General features: G+C 73.0%; 11 protein-coding genes and 1 tRNA gene. 1 reads left to right on the top strand and 11 read right to left on the bottom strand.

Annotation, left to right across the window (positions count from 1 at the left end; genetic code table 11):
- Positions 1-122: 122 nt before the first annotated feature.
- The 8 genes from VG276_14050 to VG276_14085 form a co-directional block, all read right to left on the bottom strand.
- Positions 123-854: a hypothetical protein gene (locus VG276_14050; protein HEV8650491.1), complete on the bottom strand. Its 732-nt coding sequence runs from the start codon at positions 852-854 to the stop codon at positions 123-125.
- Complete coding sequence (locus tag VG276_14055; GenBank protein HEV8650492.1) at positions 851-2347, bottom strand: hypothetical protein; 1497 nt, start codon at positions 2345-2347, stop codon at positions 851-853. Before VG276_14055 ends, VG276_14050 begins: the two co-directional genes overlap by 4 nt.
- Before the next feature lie 351 nt (positions 2348-2698).
- Positions 2699-2767, bottom strand: a tRNA-Ala gene (locus VG276_14060).
- Between the two features lie 175 nt (positions 2768-2942).
- The gene (locus tag VG276_14065; GenBank protein ID HEV8650493.1) at positions 2943-3983 is read right to left on the bottom strand and encodes a zinc-dependent dehydrogenase; all 1041 of its coding nucleotides are present in this window, start codon (positions 3981-3983) and stop codon (positions 2943-2945) included.
- Positions 3980-4459 (bottom strand): PTS sugar transporter subunit IIA, encoded by a 480-nt coding sequence (locus VG276_14070; protein ID HEV8650494.1) that lies wholly within the window; start codon positions 4457-4459, stop codon positions 3980-3982. The genes VG276_14065 and VG276_14070 overlap by 4 nt, the downstream gene beginning before the upstream one ends.
- Entirely contained in the window at positions 4449-4757 is a 309-nt protein-coding gene (locus VG276_14075) for a PTS lactose transporter subunit IIB (GenBank protein HEV8650495.1), read from the bottom strand. Before VG276_14075 ends, VG276_14070 begins: the two co-directional genes overlap by 11 nt.
- 3 nt (positions 4758-4760) lie before the next feature.
- Positions 4761-5918, bottom strand: coding sequence for a PTS mannitol transporter subunit IICB (locus VG276_14080; protein HEV8650496.1), 1158 nt, complete (start codon positions 5916-5918; stop codon positions 4761-4763).
- A 226-nt stretch (positions 5919-6144) separates the two neighbouring features.
- A complete protein-coding gene (locus tag VG276_14085; GenBank protein HEV8650497.1) occupies positions 6145-7173 on the bottom strand; it encodes a LysR substrate-binding domain-containing protein in 1029 nt (342 codons plus the stop codon).
- 169 nt (positions 7174-7342) lie between these two features.
- On the opposite strand from VG276_14085, the gene VG276_14090 reads away from it, so the two are divergent.
- Positions 7343-8305 carry a sugar-binding domain-containing protein gene (locus tag VG276_14090; GenBank protein ID HEV8650498.1) on the top strand — a complete coding sequence of 321 codons (963 nt, stop codon included), beginning with the start codon at positions 7343-7345 and terminating at the stop codon, positions 8303-8305.
- Between the two features lie 576 nt (positions 8306-8881).
- Here the strand turns inward: VG276_14090 and VG276_14095 are convergent.
- The 3 genes from VG276_14095 to VG276_14105 all read right to left on the bottom strand — a co-directional run bounded on the left by VG276_14095 (position 8882) and on the right by VG276_14105 (position 15437).
- Entirely contained in the window at positions 8882-9859 is a 978-nt protein-coding gene (locus tag VG276_14095) for a class I SAM-dependent methyltransferase (GenBank protein HEV8650499.1), read from the bottom strand.
- Complete coding sequence (locus tag VG276_14100; protein ID HEV8650500.1) at positions 9856-12387, bottom strand: PEP/pyruvate-binding domain-containing protein; 2532 nt, start codon at positions 12385-12387, stop codon at positions 9856-9858. The genes VG276_14095 and VG276_14100 overlap by 4 nt, the downstream gene beginning before the upstream one ends.
- 101 nt (positions 12388-12488) lie before the next feature.
- Entirely contained in the window at positions 12489-15437 is a 2949-nt protein-coding gene (locus VG276_14105) for an AAA family ATPase (protein HEV8650501.1), read from the bottom strand.
- Between the last annotated feature and the right edge of the window lie 436 nt (positions 15438-15873).

A 15873-nucleotide genomic window follows, 5' to 3' on the forward strand; every position in this document is an offset into this window, starting at 1 on the left:
TTCCGGCGCGCCGGTGGCGCCGATGCAGCTCACCTCGAACGGGAGCGCGTCGGGGGAAGGCTTGTCGAAGCGGGCATCGGCGGGACCCACGCCAGCGAGGCGGATGCGGGCGAGGCGGTACATCAGTGGTCGCCTGTCCAGTCGGCGTGGAGGAGGTCCACGGCCTCACCTGCGGCGCCGAGCACCTGCAGCCGATACCGGTCACGCAGACGCCACGTGTCGGGATCGCCGATGACAGCATCCGCGAGGCCGTTGGCCTCGAGCCAGCGCAGTGCCTTACGGATGGCGCCGATGACGTTGTGCGGCGTATCGCGTCCGTCGGGCGTGGTGTCCGCGGGGCGGAGGCGTCGCACGGCGCGCCAGACCGGTTCGAGGTCGGGCTCGTCCTCGGGCGGGTCGTCGCGGCCAGCAGCGCCGCGCTCGTCATCGAGGATGGCCCGCACCCGGTCGTAGACCTGCGTAGCCGACACCGACGCCAGGCGGGTGCCGTCTTCGAGCGCGGCCGCGGTCGGGTAGGCGGTCGCGGCGATGGCGACCTGGACAATGCCGTGCAGCAGACGGATGTCTGTCGATTGCAGAAGTACGTAGTCGGCGAGCCGGATGCGGTACGGCGAGTCCTCGGTCGGGGCAAGGACGAGGCCTTCCATCCGGTCGCAGGTGAGGACCGTCAGGCCCTGCCCGGTGGCCATGGCGCGCACGACCGATTGGAAGGTGAGGTCGGCCTGGTAGCGCAGGACCAGCGCGTTGTACTCACCATCGCGGTTCGGGCGCAGTCGGGGGCTGAGCCCGAAGCGCAGGAGCCGGCCGGCACCGTCGGCGAGCTCGCGCATCTCGGTCAGGTCGAGGTCGCTCATGAGCGAGCCTTCATCAGGGAATCGACATTGGGTTTCAGCCACCCGAGCAGCAGGTCGGCGCCCTCATACAGGTCGTCGTCGAGACGTTCGCCGTCATCGGCTGCGGCGAGCACCGGCTCGGCGACACGCCGGAGCTGTTCGAGGGCGGGGTCGACGGCCTGGAGTGCGAGGAGGCCGAGAAGCTCTCCCGCGCTGTCGTCGCCGGCCGCCCGCAGGCGCGCGAGGAGGTCGGCGAGGCGTTCGGGCGTTTCGAGCTCGTCGAGCACCGCTTGCGCTGCCGACCACGCCTCAGGCCGGAATCGGCGCGGGTCATCGGCGGAGCTGAGTTCATCATTGGGCAATTCCTCCCCGAGCCCGTCTGCGGCACGCGGGTCGGCGAGCAGGATGTCCAACAGCCGCTCCATCGAGGCGAGCCGCAGGTCGGCGATGCCCCACGCGCCGGATGCGAACGCCTCGACGATGGCGGTGACCTCGCCGACGCGGCCCCGCATGACCGGCAAGTACAGCTGCTCGTAGAGGTCGACGGCGCGTAGCGACGACCTCGGCTGGAACGCCTGCCGGGCGTGCTCGACGAAGAACGTCTCGGACGCATCCATCACGCGGCTGTGCAGCTCCCGGTGGCGGTTCAGGCAGTCCTCGACGACGGCGATCAGCCGCTGCGTGCTCTGGGCGAGGTCGGGCCGGTCGGTCGTGTCGCGGTTGTGCCGCATCGCCTCGAGCATCCGGCGCTCGACAACCATCTGCTTGGCGAGGTCGTCGATGATCTCGTTCAGCTTGGCGGGGATGTCCTCACCCCAGCCGGCTCGGCGGACGTCCAGCCGGGTGTCAGCGATGATCCGCCGCACCTCAGCCATCCACTGGATGGACCGGATGCGGGCGTCGCGAGCGGCCTGCTCGGCCTCACCGAACCGTCTGCGCGACAGCAGCGACTCTAGCTTTGCCTCGGCAGCCGCGACCGCGGACGCAACCTCAGTGTCGAGCGCGCCGACCAGGACGTTGACGGCCTCGTCCGTCGCGGTGACGCGGATGCCCTCGGGTGCGGGCTCTTCGCGGAGGAGGGCGAAGTCAAACGGGCGGCGGGTCGCGTCATCGGGCTCGCTATACAGGCCCCGCTGCGGGCGGATGAGGACCTCGTTGATGGCGCGGGCCGCAGCCTCGGCCTCGTCCTCGGCGGCGTCGGGCACCCAGTCAACAATCTCGCCGAAGAGATGGCCGACGACGGCTTCGGGGTCAGCGCCGGTGTCGAAGCCCATGTGGTCGACGACGAAGTCAATGGCGCCGAGCGCGAGGTCATAGCAGTCGAGCCTCGTGAAGATGCCACCCCGGCTCGCACGTGCCGTCTGCAGCTCGTGCAACGGCGCGGTACACAGCAGCGCCCGGACACGCCGGGTTCGCGACTCGTCGCGCCGGCCGGGGTGAGAGGTGGGTTCCGTGGCGGGCGTGGTCGGAATCGCGCCCACGTGCCTGCCCTGATCGTCCTGCGATCCCGCCACGCAACCTCCCTCGCCCTCCGTACGATATCGACTGGATGTGACAGCCGGCGCAAAACACTAGGCAAGAGCGTTCTCCTCGGGTTGAGAACGGCTCCGGTCTGGCCGGCGTCCGCGTCCACCGGCCGGCCAAGCAGGTCGGGGCCATCGCCCGGCTCCGACGGCGACACCTACCTGAAGACGGTCCGGCACAACACCGCCACCATCGTGAGCAGCCTCAGTGGGAGCTGAGCCGCCAGTCCTGGAGCTGCGGCACATGGCCGTCGCCCATCATCCAGCGGCCGTGACCTCGAACGACGCCTCGATCACGAGCTGACGCGCCCATCCCCCAGGCGCGCCGGTTTCCCTTGTTGATGGAGCCCCCCGCCGGACTCGAACCGACGACCCCATCCTTGCCATGGATCTTGCAGTCACCGCTGTGCTGAGCGGGGTTTCCGCAGGTCGTTCGCGACCGTAGAACGCCAAGTAATGTGCTCTTCTGCGGTCCGCCAGCTGCGGAGTGGTGCTCCAGGCATCGTATGCCGCGTTGTACGGATCCCCTGGATGGCGTGAAAGGGAACTCCAGCTGGCCGTGTTTCCTTCGCGGTCGGTTCTATGGTCAGGGCTCGATGGTGACCTTGATGGCCTCGCCTCTGGTCACCGTGTGGATGGCCTGGATGGCCTGGTCGAGCGGCATTCGGTGGGTGATGAGGTCGGCCACCGGGACGGCGCCCGAGGCGATCAGCTCCAGCGCCTGCTTGTTGTGGCTCGGGCTGGAGCCGTTGGCGCCGACAATCGAGACCTCCCGGTAGTGGATGAGGTTGGAGTCGACGGTGATGGTTGGCTTGTCCTTGGGCAGACCCCCGAAGAAGCTGACCCGGCCGTGGCGGGCCGCCATCTGCAGGGCGTCCTCCTGGGCCTTGCCGGAGGCGGCGGCCGTGATGATGACGTCGGCCCCGCGCCCGTCGGTGAGCTTGCGGACGGCCTCGACCGTGTCGGTCTCGCCCCCGACGATCGTCTCGTCCGGGTGGACCAGGTTGGCGGCCATGTCCAGGCGGTCCTTGCTCAGGTCGAGCAGGAACACCTGGGCCGCACCACGTGCCCTGGCCAGGCGCACGTGCATGCACCCGATGGGGCCCGAGCCGACCACGACGACCGTCTCACCGTCGCCGACGCTTGCGTGCTCCTGCCCGTTGAGGACGCAGGCCAGCGGCTCGGCGACCGACGCCTCGGCGAAGGACAGGCCATCGGGGATCCGGTTGAGGCCGTCGACCTTCAGCACCTTGGCGGGGACGCGCATGTACTGGGCGAAGCCGCCGTCGTACTGGTAGCCGATGGACTCCTGGTTGGTGCACACCTCCATCCAGCCGTGCCGGCACTCGTAGCATTCGCCGTCGGGGATGGCCGCGATCACCTGCACCCGGTCGCCGACCTGCCAGCCGGTGACCCCCTCGCCGAGCTCGGTGATCTCACCGGCGACCTCGTGGCCGAGGACCCGGGGCGGGCTCAGGTTCGGGTGGCCGGCCCGGTAGATCTTGGCGTCGGTCCCGCAGGTCGAGCAGTTGCGGACCCGGATCACCACGTCCCCTGGGCCGGCGGTCGGCTCGGGTGCCTCCTCGATCCGGACGTCCTCGGGCGCGTAGAAGCGAACGACCTTCACTCGCCCTCCTCCTCCTCCCCGCCGATCGGTGCCAGCAGCTCCAGGACCTGGTCCACCTCGCTGGCCGAGCGCAGGCGCTCGGCCTTGGCGGGATCGAGCAGGATCCGGGCAAGGGCCGACAGGACCTGCATGTGCTCGTTGCCCTTGGCCGCGATCGCGATGCACATCTTGGCCTCGTTGCCGCTGCCCCAGTCGACCCCGTCCGGGTACTGCATGACGGCGAGCGTGGTCTTCTTCACGAACACGCGGCTCTCGTCGGTGCCGTGCGGGATGGCGACACCCTCGCCGAGGAACGTCGTGATGGACCGCTCACGCAGATGCATGGTGTCAACGTAGGCCGGCTCGACCGCGCCCAGCTCGACGAGGACCTCGCCGCACTGCTGCACCGCTTCGTCCTTGTTGGCGGCCTTCTGGCCGAGCCGGACCGCCTCGGGCGAAAGGAGCTGAACCCCCGACCCGTCCGGCTCAGGACTCAATCCGCTCACCATCCTTGACCGCGTTGACCAGCTTGTTGAAGGCAGGGTCGCCCAGGTAGACCTGGAAGGTCAGCACGACCTTGTCGGGCACGATGGCCCGGGCCCGATCGGCCAGGCCGACGTGGGTCAGCACCACGTCGGCGTCGGCCGGGATGCTGTTGACCGGGGTGTGCTCCACGGTGACGCCGCTGTTCTTGAGCTGCTTCTTGAGCTGGCTGGCCAGCATCACGCTGCTGCCCATGCCGGCGTCACAGGCGATGACGACCTTCTTGACGTTGGAACCCTCGACCGATGGCATGACTTACGCACCTTCCCCTGCGGGCTGCGAAGCCGGCTTGTTCTTGAGGCGCAGGCTGGCCACGGTGGCCTCGTCGTAGGCGGCTTCGGCGGCCGCCTCGTCGGCCTCGTTGCGGGCCTCGCGCCCGAACCCGAGCAGCGCCGACCCGACGATGAACGAGGTGGCCGCGGCCAGGACGATCCCGGCCAGGACCCCGAAGTAGCCGCCCTTGGGCGTCACCGCCATGTACGCGAAGATGCTGCCCGGTGACGGGGTGGCGACCAGGCCGGCGCCGGTGACGAGGAAGGTCAGGATGCCCACGGCGCCGCCGGCGATGGCGCCCAGGATCAGGCGGGGCTTCATCAGCACGTACGGGAAGTAGATCTCGTGGATGCCGCCGAGGAACTGGATGATCATCGCGGCGGGAACGCTCGGGCGCAGCGCCGGCGGGCCGAACAGCAGGTAGGCCAGGAGGATCCCGAAGCCCGGCCCCGGGTTGCTCTCGAGCATGAACAGGATCGACTTGCCGTGCTGCTGCGCCTGGGCGACCCCGAGGGGCGCCAGCACGCCGTGGTTGATCGCGTTGTTGAGGAACAGGACCTTGGCCGGCTCGATCAGGATCGACGCGAGCGGCAGGAGCTTCTCGTCGATCAGGTATTCCACGCCGTTGCCGGCGACCTTGGTCAACCACTCGACGACCGGTTCGACGGCCAGGAGCCCGAACACCGCCATGGCGGCACCCAGGATGCCGGCGGTGAAGTTCTCGATCAGCATCTCGAAGCCGACCGGGGTCCGCTTCTGGGTGAAGTGGTCGATGCCCTTGAGCAGCAACGCGGCCAGGGGCCCGATGATCATGGCGCCCAGGAACATCGGGGTCGATGCGCCGATCGCGACGCCGAGGGCGGCGACCGCGCCGACCACGGCGCCGCGCTGCCCGTGGACCAGCCGCCCGCCGGTGTACCCGATGAGCACGGGCAGCAGGATCAGGATCATCGGGTCGACGAGCTTTGCCAGGTGCTTGTTGGGCAGCCAGCCGGTCGGGATGAACAGTGCGGTGATCAGGCCCCAGGCGATGAACGCCGCGATATTCGGCATGACCATACCGGCCAGGTAACCGCCGACGCGTTGGATCTGCGCCCGGAACCCGCTCCCGGTCACCTGCGGTGCTGCCGCCATTGCCATGGTTCAGACCTCCTTACTCATGGTTCAGGCCCCCTTACTTCGGGTGCGGTCGACCTTGCTGACTCGGTGAGGGGCAGGCCCGCCGAGCGGCCCTGTCGGGATGGCGTCATCCCGTGGTTCGGGGACTTCGGCGCGTGTGGCCTGTCCGGGCGCGAGCCCGCGGAGGCATCGGTGACCCGGGACAGGAACTACGGTGTCCCAGGCTGGATCATGCGACGCAGGGTGGTCAGGTGAAACACTCCGTTACGGATTTCGACATGCGGTACGAAACTCGACATGATCGCCCCGCCCAGCGGGTGATCCGTTGGACGGCGGCCGGGTACTGCCCGTTGTGACGGTGGGCAGTGCCGTTGGCGTGTGCGAGCGGGAGACGGCCGGCGATCTCGTCTACCACGGCGAGGAACTGCCGGACGGCCCGTGAGGTGGTGTCGCGCCGCCAGGTCAAGCCGACCTGGAGCGCTGGAACGGTCGTGGCCAGCGGCCGGAACACGACCCCCGTGACCGTGAACAGGTCGACCGCCGACTCGGTCGTGAAGGCCAGGCCGAGCGAGGCCGCCGCCGCGACCAGGCCGCTCTCCAGGGTCGTGGCCTCGAGCACGACCGACAGCGAGATGCCGGCGCGCAGGCAGATGTCGTTGACGAGATGGTCGTAGAGGGGCGGGTCGAGCGTGCGGGGCAGCAGCACGACCGGCTCACCGGCCAGATGCTCGACCCGGACGACGGGCCGGCGGGCCAACGGGTGGTCGTCGGCCATGGCCACCACGATCCGCTCGCGGTGCAGGGGCCGGAAGCTGGTGGCGTCGCCGTCGGGGCTGCCGAGCCGGACGAAGGCGAGGTCGAGCTGGTGGGCGTTGACGGCCATCAGGTGAAATCCGGTGTGGCCGACGACCGTCTCCAGCGCGATGGCCGGGAACCTCTCGCGGAAGGTCCGCACGGTCGCCGGCACATACCAGGGCGCGACCGTGGCCGGATAGCCGAGGCGCAGCCGCCTGGTCTCCCCGCTGGCCTCGCGGGCGGCCTGGACGGCGTGGTCGACGGCCTCCCGGGCGCCCCGAGCGTGTTGGAGCAGGACACGGCCGGCCTCGGTCAGCTCGACCCGGCGGTCGCCCACGAACAGCTGGACTCCGAGCTCGCGCTCAAGGGCGCGGATCTGCTGGCTGAGCGGTGACCGGGTCATCTGGAGGCGCTCGGCGGCCCGGCCGAAGTGCAGCTCTTCGGCGACGGCGATGAAGTAGCGCAGCTGCCGGAACTCCATTGCCGACTACAATCCCTTCGCTCCCCAGCCGTCCGACAGGGCGAACCATACCCGGGTGGTGAACAGATCTCAAGCACCAATGTGCAACATATGCTCAGCCTAATTGTGCACGCTGATGCATTCACGTATCGTTGGCGGCACGAGATGCCCGAGGAGGATGGGGAGCCAGTTGAGAGCGACACCCAGCGCCTACGAGCCGGACGAGGTGGAGCCGCTGGTGACGGCCGCGATCATGTACTACCAGGCGCAGCGTTCCCAGGAGCAGATCGCGCGCCACCTCAAGGTCAGCCGTCCGACGGTGAGCCGGCTCCTGGCACGCGCCCGCCAGCTCGGCATCGTCCGGATCGAGATCGTCCCGCCCAGCATCGACCCCAGCCTGGCCAAGGACCTCGCCGAGAAGCTGCAGATGCGGGCCGTGCACATCGCGGCCGGGGTGGCCGACCCCAACGATCCCGCCCCGGTGCTGACCGGCCGGCTCAACGACGCCCTGGCCGAGATCGGGCTGCAGGCCGGCGACGTCATCGTGGTCGGCTGGGGCCGGGCGATCTACAGCCTGGCTCGGGCCGACCTGATGTCGCAGCCCGGGGTAGTCGTCGTTCCGGCCCTCGGCGGCAGCGACGAGGACCGCCCATGGTTCCAGTCCAACGAGATCGCCCGGCGGTGGGCTGTCACCCTCGAGGGTGCCCCCCGCTACCTGCACGCACCGGCGCTCGTCGCGCCAGCCCTCAAGCGATCCCTGGTCGGTGACGAGGCCATCCAGTCAACGCTGCGGCTATGGGACGGCGCCACTGCCGCCATCGTGGGCATGGGGGCCTATCCCAAGCTCGACCGGAGCCTGGTCGCAACCGGCTTCCTGGCCGGCGGCCCCGAGATCGCCGGCGCGGTCGGCGACGTGGTCGGCCGCTTCTTCGCCGAGGACGGGACCCCCATCCACTACGCCGACGAGCGGCGGCTGCTGGCCATCCTTCCGGAACGGCTCCGGCAGATCCCTTACGTGATCGGCATCGCCGTCGGCACCGACAAGGCCAGGGCCATCATCGGGGCGGCCCGCGCCGGCTTCATCAACACCCTGGTCACCGACACGGTCACCGCCCGCAGCGTGGCCGGCCTGCTCGGCGAGGTCAAGAACTGACGGACTTCGTTGACACTGCCGGTCTCCCGAGACCACGGAGGAGACCGCATGACCGAACAGGAGCTCACCCGTCGCGCCAAGCGGCGCCTGGCGATCATCCGCCACGTCGTGCTTGTGCGGAGACGCCCTGATTTGCGACTTCGGCGTCCGACCATCCGGTGTCCTCACAATCGCTCCGGCCTTCGCGTCACGCGATCGACGTAGGCGAACCCGCCCACTTGCCCGTAGGGGGCAATCGGATCGTACGGTGCGGTCCGCAGCTACTGGCCTGCCGGGGGAGGACGCGATGAGCGACCAGGGCCCCACCCAGCCCCAGCCACCACAGCCTGCCTGGGGGCAGTCCGGCTACCAACCGCCCGCTCCCCCACGGCGCCGAGGCGGCACGTTCCGCACCGTGATGAAGTGGGTGATCATCGCCTTGGAACCGCGACCAGGTCCGCAACTGGCTGTACCCGAACGGCCGCCACGACCCCAACGTCTATTTCGCCAGACGCGAGCTCCGAACCCTGGGCGGCCCGCCGGTCCACTCCGGCGGGCCGCCGCTCCGGTCGTTCCGCTCTCATCTCTGGCCAAGCATCAGCCGCCGGCGGGCTTGTGCGCGACGAGCAGCACGACTGGCGCCTCGTCGACCAGGCGGTGCCGCTGGGGCGGCTCGAAGCCGGCGTCGTGGAGCCAGCCGAGATAGGCCGCCAGCGGGTGGACCCGGCCGCTGGCCGTGCGCAGCAGCAGGCCGAGCTCGTACAGCGCGACCCAGCGCGGCGTTGGCTGTTCGCCGGGGATGACGTCCACGACGGCCAGCGTCCCGCCGGGACGAAGCGCGTCGTACAGGCGGCCGAGCAGGCGGCGGTTGGCGGGCTCGTCGAACAGGTGGCAGAGGTTACCGGCGATCGCCAGGTCGTAGCCCCCGCGCCCGAGTTCGACGCCGAACAGGTCGCCGGCGAGGAAGCGGAACTGCCGCTCGCGGCCCGCGTCGGTCACCGCCCGGCGGGTGGCGGGCACGACCGCGGGCAGGTCGACGGCGGTGACCAGGCAGGCGGGGTCGCGGGCGGCAACCGCCAGGCTCCATGGGGCCGCGCCGGCGCCCGCGTCCAGCACCCGAGCCGCCGCCGGCAGGAGGCTCGCCGCTCGCCCCGCGGCCGCCGCGAGCATCGCCCCGAGGTAGCCGACCACGCCCGGGTAGAAGGCGGCCGCGCCGTCCGGCGTGTCGCCGCGCACCAGCGGCCGGCCCTCGCGGAGCGCCCCTTCCAGGTGCGCCCACATCCGGGGCATGCCCGCGAGCCCTGCGAGGTCGGGAAGGCCGGCGCGCCAGGCGCCGCCCCCGACGGCCTCGGCCAGGCCCAGCCCGGCCAGGGCGGCAAGGAGCAGCCGGGCACCGCGCTCGGTGATGGCGCAGGCGGCGGCGAGCTCGGCGACGGTCACCGGGCCGCCGTCGAGGCGGGCGAGGACGCCGAGGCGGTCGGCGGTCTCGACCGCCGTCGCGGCGGCGACCGCCTCGTTGAGGTAGGCGAGCTGCCCTTCGGTGGGCCGCGTCACCGCCGCGGCGGGTGCGGTCATGGCTGCACCTCGATCCGGCCGGCGCTGCCGTCGACGGTGACGACCTGGCCGTCGCGGAGCAGGCCGGTCGCGTTGCCGGTGGCGACCACGGCCGGTACGCCGTATTCGCGGGCGATGATCGCCGGGTGCGACAGCAACCCGCCGGTGTCGGTGACCACCGCCCCGACGCTGGGGAACAGCACCGACCACACCGGCGAGGTGATCGGGCAGACCAGCACGTCACCCGGCCGCAGCTTGCCGAAGTCGAACTCGTCCATGACCAGGCGCACCGGCCCTGTGTAGCGGCCCGGCGAGGCGGCAATCCCGCCGAGGACCTGGGTGCCCGCCTGCTGGGCGCGGCTGGAGGGCGCGGCTTCGAAGATCCGGTCGATGTACCACAGCAGCGCGTTCATGGTGAACCTGGCCTCGGCGGGGAGGGCCTCGAGCGGGGGCGGCGGTCCGGGGTCCTTGCCGTAGGTGGCCGGCCCCGGGTGCTGCTCGACGAAGGCCCGCTCCCCCCTGCGGCGGGTGACCAGCGCCCGCCGGTCCTGACCGTCGCGCAGCGCCGCCCGCGCCTCCTCGAGGGTGAGGAAGAAGACGTCGTCGCGCCGGTCGAGCTGTCCGCGGGCGGCCAGGCGCCGGCCGATCTCCAGCACCGGGTAGCGCAGCAGCGCGATCGGGACGCTCAGGGTGAAGAACTCGTTGTCCTCGCGCACCGGGTACGCCCGCTCGGCGCGGGCCAGCGCCCGCTCGAAGCGCTCGCGGTCCCCGGGCGGCCGCCCGGCCAAGGCCGCCCGGGCCCGGCCGGCAGCGGTCATCCTCCGGTGGGCCAGCGCCGCCGCGTCGACGACCGGATCGTAGCCGCCGGCGAGCTGGTCGGCGAGCAGCCGCAGGGTGAGCTCCGGCAGCTCCGCGATCGACGGGTCAGCGATCTCGTAGCGGATCGCGCGGCAGGCGAACTCCCGCTGGTAGGCGGCGAAGGCCTCGGCGAAGTCCGGGTCGGTCGCGGCCAGCCGGCCGAGGGTACCTTCCTCGACCTGGTCGAGCAGGCGGCGCACCGCAGGCCGGCGCGCGGCCGTACCGGCCAGCTCTGCCAGCCGGTGGGCGGGCTCGGTGGAGGTGGCCGACAGGCCACCGAGCAGCTCGAAGGCCTCCTCGTCGGCCCAGCCGAGCAGCTCCCGGCAGGCGAAGGCCAGCTCGGCGAGGATCAGCGTGAGCGCGCCGTGCAGCAGGAAGTGGATCTCGACACCCTCGTGCAGCAGCGCCAGGGCCCTGCCGGTGCGGGCGTCCAGCTCGTCGTCATCGACCGCGCCGAGGTTGGTGTCGCGCAGGACCGCGATGCGCGCGGCCAGGTCGGGCTGCCACTGCTCGTACCACTGCTCCACGAAGCGGCCCGCCTTGTCGGAGCGGACCGCGGCCACGGCGTCGCGAATGCGTCGGCGCAGCCGCGGCGCCAGCCGGATCAGCAGCGGCATCAGCCGGGCCGCCGGCGCTGGCCGGTCCTTGCCGCCGAGCGGCACCAGCCGCACGTACTCCCAGCCGCCGATCTGGGCCCACTCGAGGGTCTCGGCCAGGAGCCCGAACTCGTCGAACACGCGCCGCACGGCCCGGTTGCGGGGCTGGCCGAGGGCCACCGAGAGGGTCATCGGCGTCCACGGCGTGGGCGCGTGGCTGGCCTCCCGCTCCCAGAACCCGGACGGCACCTCGACCGGCACCGGCACCGGCTCTGGAACCTGGCCCGGCAGGGCGGTGATCGGCCGTGCCTGGAGCAGCACCAGCTCGCCGTCGGCAAGCGCCCACTCGATGTCCTGGGGCGCGCCCAGTCGGGCCTCGACCCGCCGTGCGAGCGCGGCCACGTCGGTGGCGACCTCGGCGTCGATGACCCCCTCCGGCGCCGCCCGGCAGGTGGCCGCCGTGCCAGACACCGCCCACTCGTCGGGCGACGCCCTGCCCGCGACCAGCCGGTCACCCAGGCCGCGAACCGCGTTCACCACCGCGGTGGCCCGGTCGCCGGTGACCGGGTCGGCGCTGAAGGCGACCCCGGCCGCCTCGGCCGCCACCATCGGCTGGACGAGCACCGCCATCGCCACACCCCGCGCCACCCCGCGGGAGTGCTGGTAGGCGGCGACGTGGCGGGTGAACGCCGAGGCCCAACAGCGGCGCACGGCGGCTGGCAGCCCAGCGGCGGGCACGCCGAGGACGCTCTCGTACTGCCCGGCGTAGGAGGCGCCGGGCAGGTCCTCGTCCACCCCGGAGGAGCGCACCGCCAGCGGCCCGCCGCCCAGCCGCTCGGCCACCGTGGCGATGGCGGCCGCGACCTCGCTGGGCAGCGGCACCGCCTCCACCTGGTCGGGGCCGGCGCCGGCGCCGAGCCCGGCCGCGGCCAGGGTCCGCGTCAGTGCCTCGGTCGCGACGACCACGCCCTCGGGCACCGGGAACCCGGCTCGCTTGAGCGCGCCCAGCGTGGCCGCCTTGTGGCCCACCCGGGGCGCGTCCGCCGATCCCACCTCGTCCAGGGGCAGCACCAGGTCGATGCTTGTCAGCGTCATCGCCACCACCTTCCATCCATCGCGTCGCCGCCCGGCGGCCCATGCTCCCCCACCCGGGCGACCGCGCCCATCCGTCCGCCTACGTATCGGCCCGCCAGGCCCTACGTATCCTCGGCGGCGAGCCCGCGCTCCAGCACCCAGCGGGTCAGCGCCGTCCGCGACGGGAGGCCGAGCCGGGCGTAGACGTGCTGCAGGTGGGTGGTGACGGTCCGGGGGCTGATGAACAGCCGCCCGGCGATCTCGGCGTTGCTGAGCCCGGCGGCGACCAGGCGAACCACCTGCAGCTCCCGCTCCGACAGCGCGCCGGTCGCGGCCCTGGGGGGAGCGGCCGGCCGCTCCCCCAGGGCGCGCAGCAGCCGGCGGGCCCGGTCGGCGAGCGGGCGGGCGCCGAGCCGGTCGAAGGCGGCAAGGCTCCGGCGGGCCGCCTCGGCCGCGTCGGCCCGGCCCGCGGGGACGTGATCGTCGTCGGCGGTGGCCGCGGCGACCTCGGCCCAGCCGAGGCGGCACCGGGCCGCCTGGAACGGCAGGCCGAGCCCGGCGAGGCGGTCGGCGGCGCGGCGCAGGCAGGCCAGCGCCGCCGCCCGCTCGCCGAGCGCCGCCAGGGCCAGCCCCTCGATCCAGTTCCCGCACGCGCCCGGCCACGGCGCGTCCGGCCCGAGCCCGGCGAGGCGGGCCGCGGTGTCGAGCGCGCCGGGGGGGTCGCCGGCCGCGACCTGCGCCTCCCCGAGCACGGCGAGGCCGAGGCAGGGCAGGACCGTGGGGGTCGCCACGGCCGCGGCGGCCAGCGCCCGCGCCCGCTCCGGGTCGCCGGCGGCGAGCGCGGCCGTCGCCTCGGCGATCTCGACCACGGTGAAGATGTGCCGGTCGGCCGCGGCGGCGCTGCCGTAGACCTCCCGCGCCTCGGCCACGCACCGCGCCGCCTCCTCCGGCCGGCCGCGGTGGGCGAGCACGAACGCGCGCCCGGCCAGGGCGGTGGCCACGCCACGGGCGAACCCGACCCGGTAGCCGAGGGCGAGCATCTCGTCGGCGCCCCGCAGCACCTCCTCCCAGGCGTCGGTGGCAACGTCGATCGCCAACATGAAGAACCGGGCGCTCAGCTCGAGGGTCGGCGAGCCGGTCTGCCTGGCCAGCGCGAGGTCGGCGAGCACGTGCTCGCGGGCCAGGCGGTGGTCGCCGACGTTGGCGGCGGTCATGGCCAGGTGCCGGTGGGCGCGGGCGGCCAGCGCGCTGAGCCCGGCCCGCTCGGCCACGGCGAGCGCCTGCAGGCCGTGCTCGCGGGCGGCCACCAGGCGGCCGTGCAGGAACGCCACGTCGGCCCGCGCCAGGTGCGCCGCCGCCACCGTCTGCCGCATCCCGGAGCGCTCAGCCAGGGACAGCAGTGCGACCGCCTCCTCCTCCAGCCGGGCGACGTCGCCCCGCCGCGCGAGGAGCTGCATCCGGATGTAGTGAAGATCGGTCAGCTCGGTGTCGGCACCGGTGCCCTCGACGGCCCGGAACCCGGCCGCCAGGTGCGCGTCGGCCGCCTCGAACCGCCCCCGATCCCACTCGGCCAGGACGAGCAGGCCCCGCAGGCGGGCGGCGGCCGGCCGGTCGCCGGACCGTTCGCGCCCGCCGGCGGCCTCGGCCCAGGCCGCCACGGCCGCCTCGAACTGGCCTGCCCGCGACCGGGCGTGGCCGAGGCGCTCCAGCAGCTCCTCCACCATGGCAGGCCGATCGGTGCGGGCAAGCGCCAGGGCGGCCGCGAAATGGTCGGCGGCCTCGGCGTCGGCGTGCAGCTCCTCGGCCCGCCGGCCCGCGGCGACCAGGACATCCAGCGCGCGCCCTGGGTCGGCCTCCCAGGCCGCGCCCCGGTAGTGGTGGGCGAGCCGCTGCGGGTCGCCCGGGCGGAGCTCCTCAAGGGCGGCCGCGACGCCGGCATGGAGCCGGCGTCGCCGGGTCTCCGGCAGCTCGCCGTAGGCCACCTCGGCGACCAGCGGGTGGGCGGCACGGTAGACGAGGTCGGTCCCGGTGCGCTCCTCGAGGACCAGGCCGGTTTCGCAGAGGCGGCGGAGGGCCGCGTCCAGCTCCTCCTCTGCTGTCCCGCCGACCCGGCCGAGGACCGCCGGGGAGGCGGCGTCGCCGGCGACCGCGACCAGCTCCAGCAGCGCCCGGTCGGCCGGGTCTAGGCGCTCCAGGCGAGCCAGCACCAGGTCCCGCACGACCGGCGGCACGGCGGTCAGCGACCCGCTCCCGAGGACCCAGGCGCCGCCGCGGCGGAGCAGCTCGCCGGTGTCGCGCAGCCCGCGGATGAGGGCGGTGACGAACAGCGGCATCCCGGCGGCGCGGTCGCCAAGGACGCCGAGCAGCGCGGCCGGCGGCTCGCCCCCGAGCAGGGCGCGCGCCAGCGCGGCGACCGCCTCCGGGCTGAGGCCGCCGACGGGGAGCTCCTCGGCCAGCCCGAGCCGTTGCAGCGAGCGCACCAGCGCCCGCAGCCCCGGGTGGGTGCGCGCCTCGTCCAGGCGGTAGGTGCCGAGCAGCAGCACGCGCCGGGCCCCCAGGCCCCTGGCGAGGTAGTGCACCAGCTCCAGCGAGGCGGCGTCGGCCCAGTGCAGGTCGTCGACCAGCAGCGCCACCGGCCGCTCGGCCGCGACCCGCTCCACCAGCCGGGAGACCGCCTCGAACAGGCGGGTCCGCTCCAGGGCGGCATCCCCCAGCGGCTCCGGCGGCGGCAGGTGCAACCCGGCGAACAACCGGCCGAGATCGGGCAGGCCGCTGACCAGCGCCGCCAGGCGGCCCGGCTCCAGCCCGGCCAGGAACGACCCGAGCGCCTCCAGCACCGGAGCGTAGGCCAGGTCGGCCTGCAGGGGGTAGGCGGCGCCCTCGAGGGTCACGAACCCGCGCTGGCGGGCCAGGGTGAGGGCCTCCACGGCCAGCCGGGACTTGCCGATGCCCGCCTCCCCGGCCAGCAGCAGCGCCCCACCCGACCCGGCCGCGGCGCGCCCCAGCGCGGCCAGCACCCGGCCGAGCTCCTCGGACCGCCCCACCAGCGGAACGACCGTCGAGCCGGCCACGGCGCCGCGCCTACCGCCGGGGGTCCGACGGTCGCACCGTGGTCGGCTCGCCACCGGCCGCACACGCCAGCGCCGCGTCGAGGCGCTCCGCGGCGCGGCCCAGGAGAGGGTGCATTGTGGTCATGAGCAACCCGAGCCAGAGGAGGTACCCGCAACCCACAGCGGCCGGGAAACCCCGCTCTCGGTCATTGCAGGTTATGCGTTCTCCGACCGCTGTGCGGCCAAGCCTATCAGGGCGAAGAAGGCCACGGAACCAGCAACAAGGCTGGTCAGAGCAGTGGAAACCGAGCCGACCGGTGAATCGACGCTCGACCCCACCCGAACCCGGATGGGGTCACCTGCGCTCCCCGAAACGACCGCTGACCAGCGTTTCCGCTGGTCAGCCTTGGTGTGGAGCCCCCCGTCGGACTCGAACCGACGACCCCATCCTTACCAT

It is taken from the genome of Actinomycetes bacterium (assembly GCA_036000965.1).
Classification (GTDB): Bacteria; Actinomycetota; CALGFH01; order CALGFH01; family CALGFH01; genus DASYUT01.

What these genes read in the sequence shown, in the direction of transcription:
- VG276_14050 (HEV8650491.1), bottom strand. Translation starts at nt 854, where the DNA reads ATGAGCGACCTCGACCTGACCGAGATGCGCGAGCTCGCCGACGGTGCC.
- VG276_14075 (HEV8650495.1), bottom strand. Translation starts at nt 4,757, where the DNA reads ATGCCATCGGTCGAGGGTTCCAACGTCAAGAAGGTCGTCATCGCCTGT.
- VG276_14080 (HEV8650496.1), bottom strand. Translation starts at nt 5,918, where the DNA reads ATGGCAATGGCGGCAGCACCGCAGGTGACCGGGAGCGGGTTCCGGGCG.
- VG276_14085 (HEV8650497.1), bottom strand. Translation starts at nt 7,173, where the DNA reads ATGGAGTTCCGGCAGCTGCGCTACTTCATCGCCGTCGCCGAAGAGCTG.
- VG276_14095 (HEV8650499.1), bottom strand. Translation starts at nt 9,859, where the DNA reads ATGACCGCACCCGCCGCGGCGGTGACGCGGCCCACCGAAGGGCAGCTC.
- VG276_14100 (HEV8650500.1), bottom strand. Translation starts at nt 12,387, where the DNA reads ATGACGCTGACAAGCATCGACCTGGTGCTGCCCCTGGACGAGGTGGGA.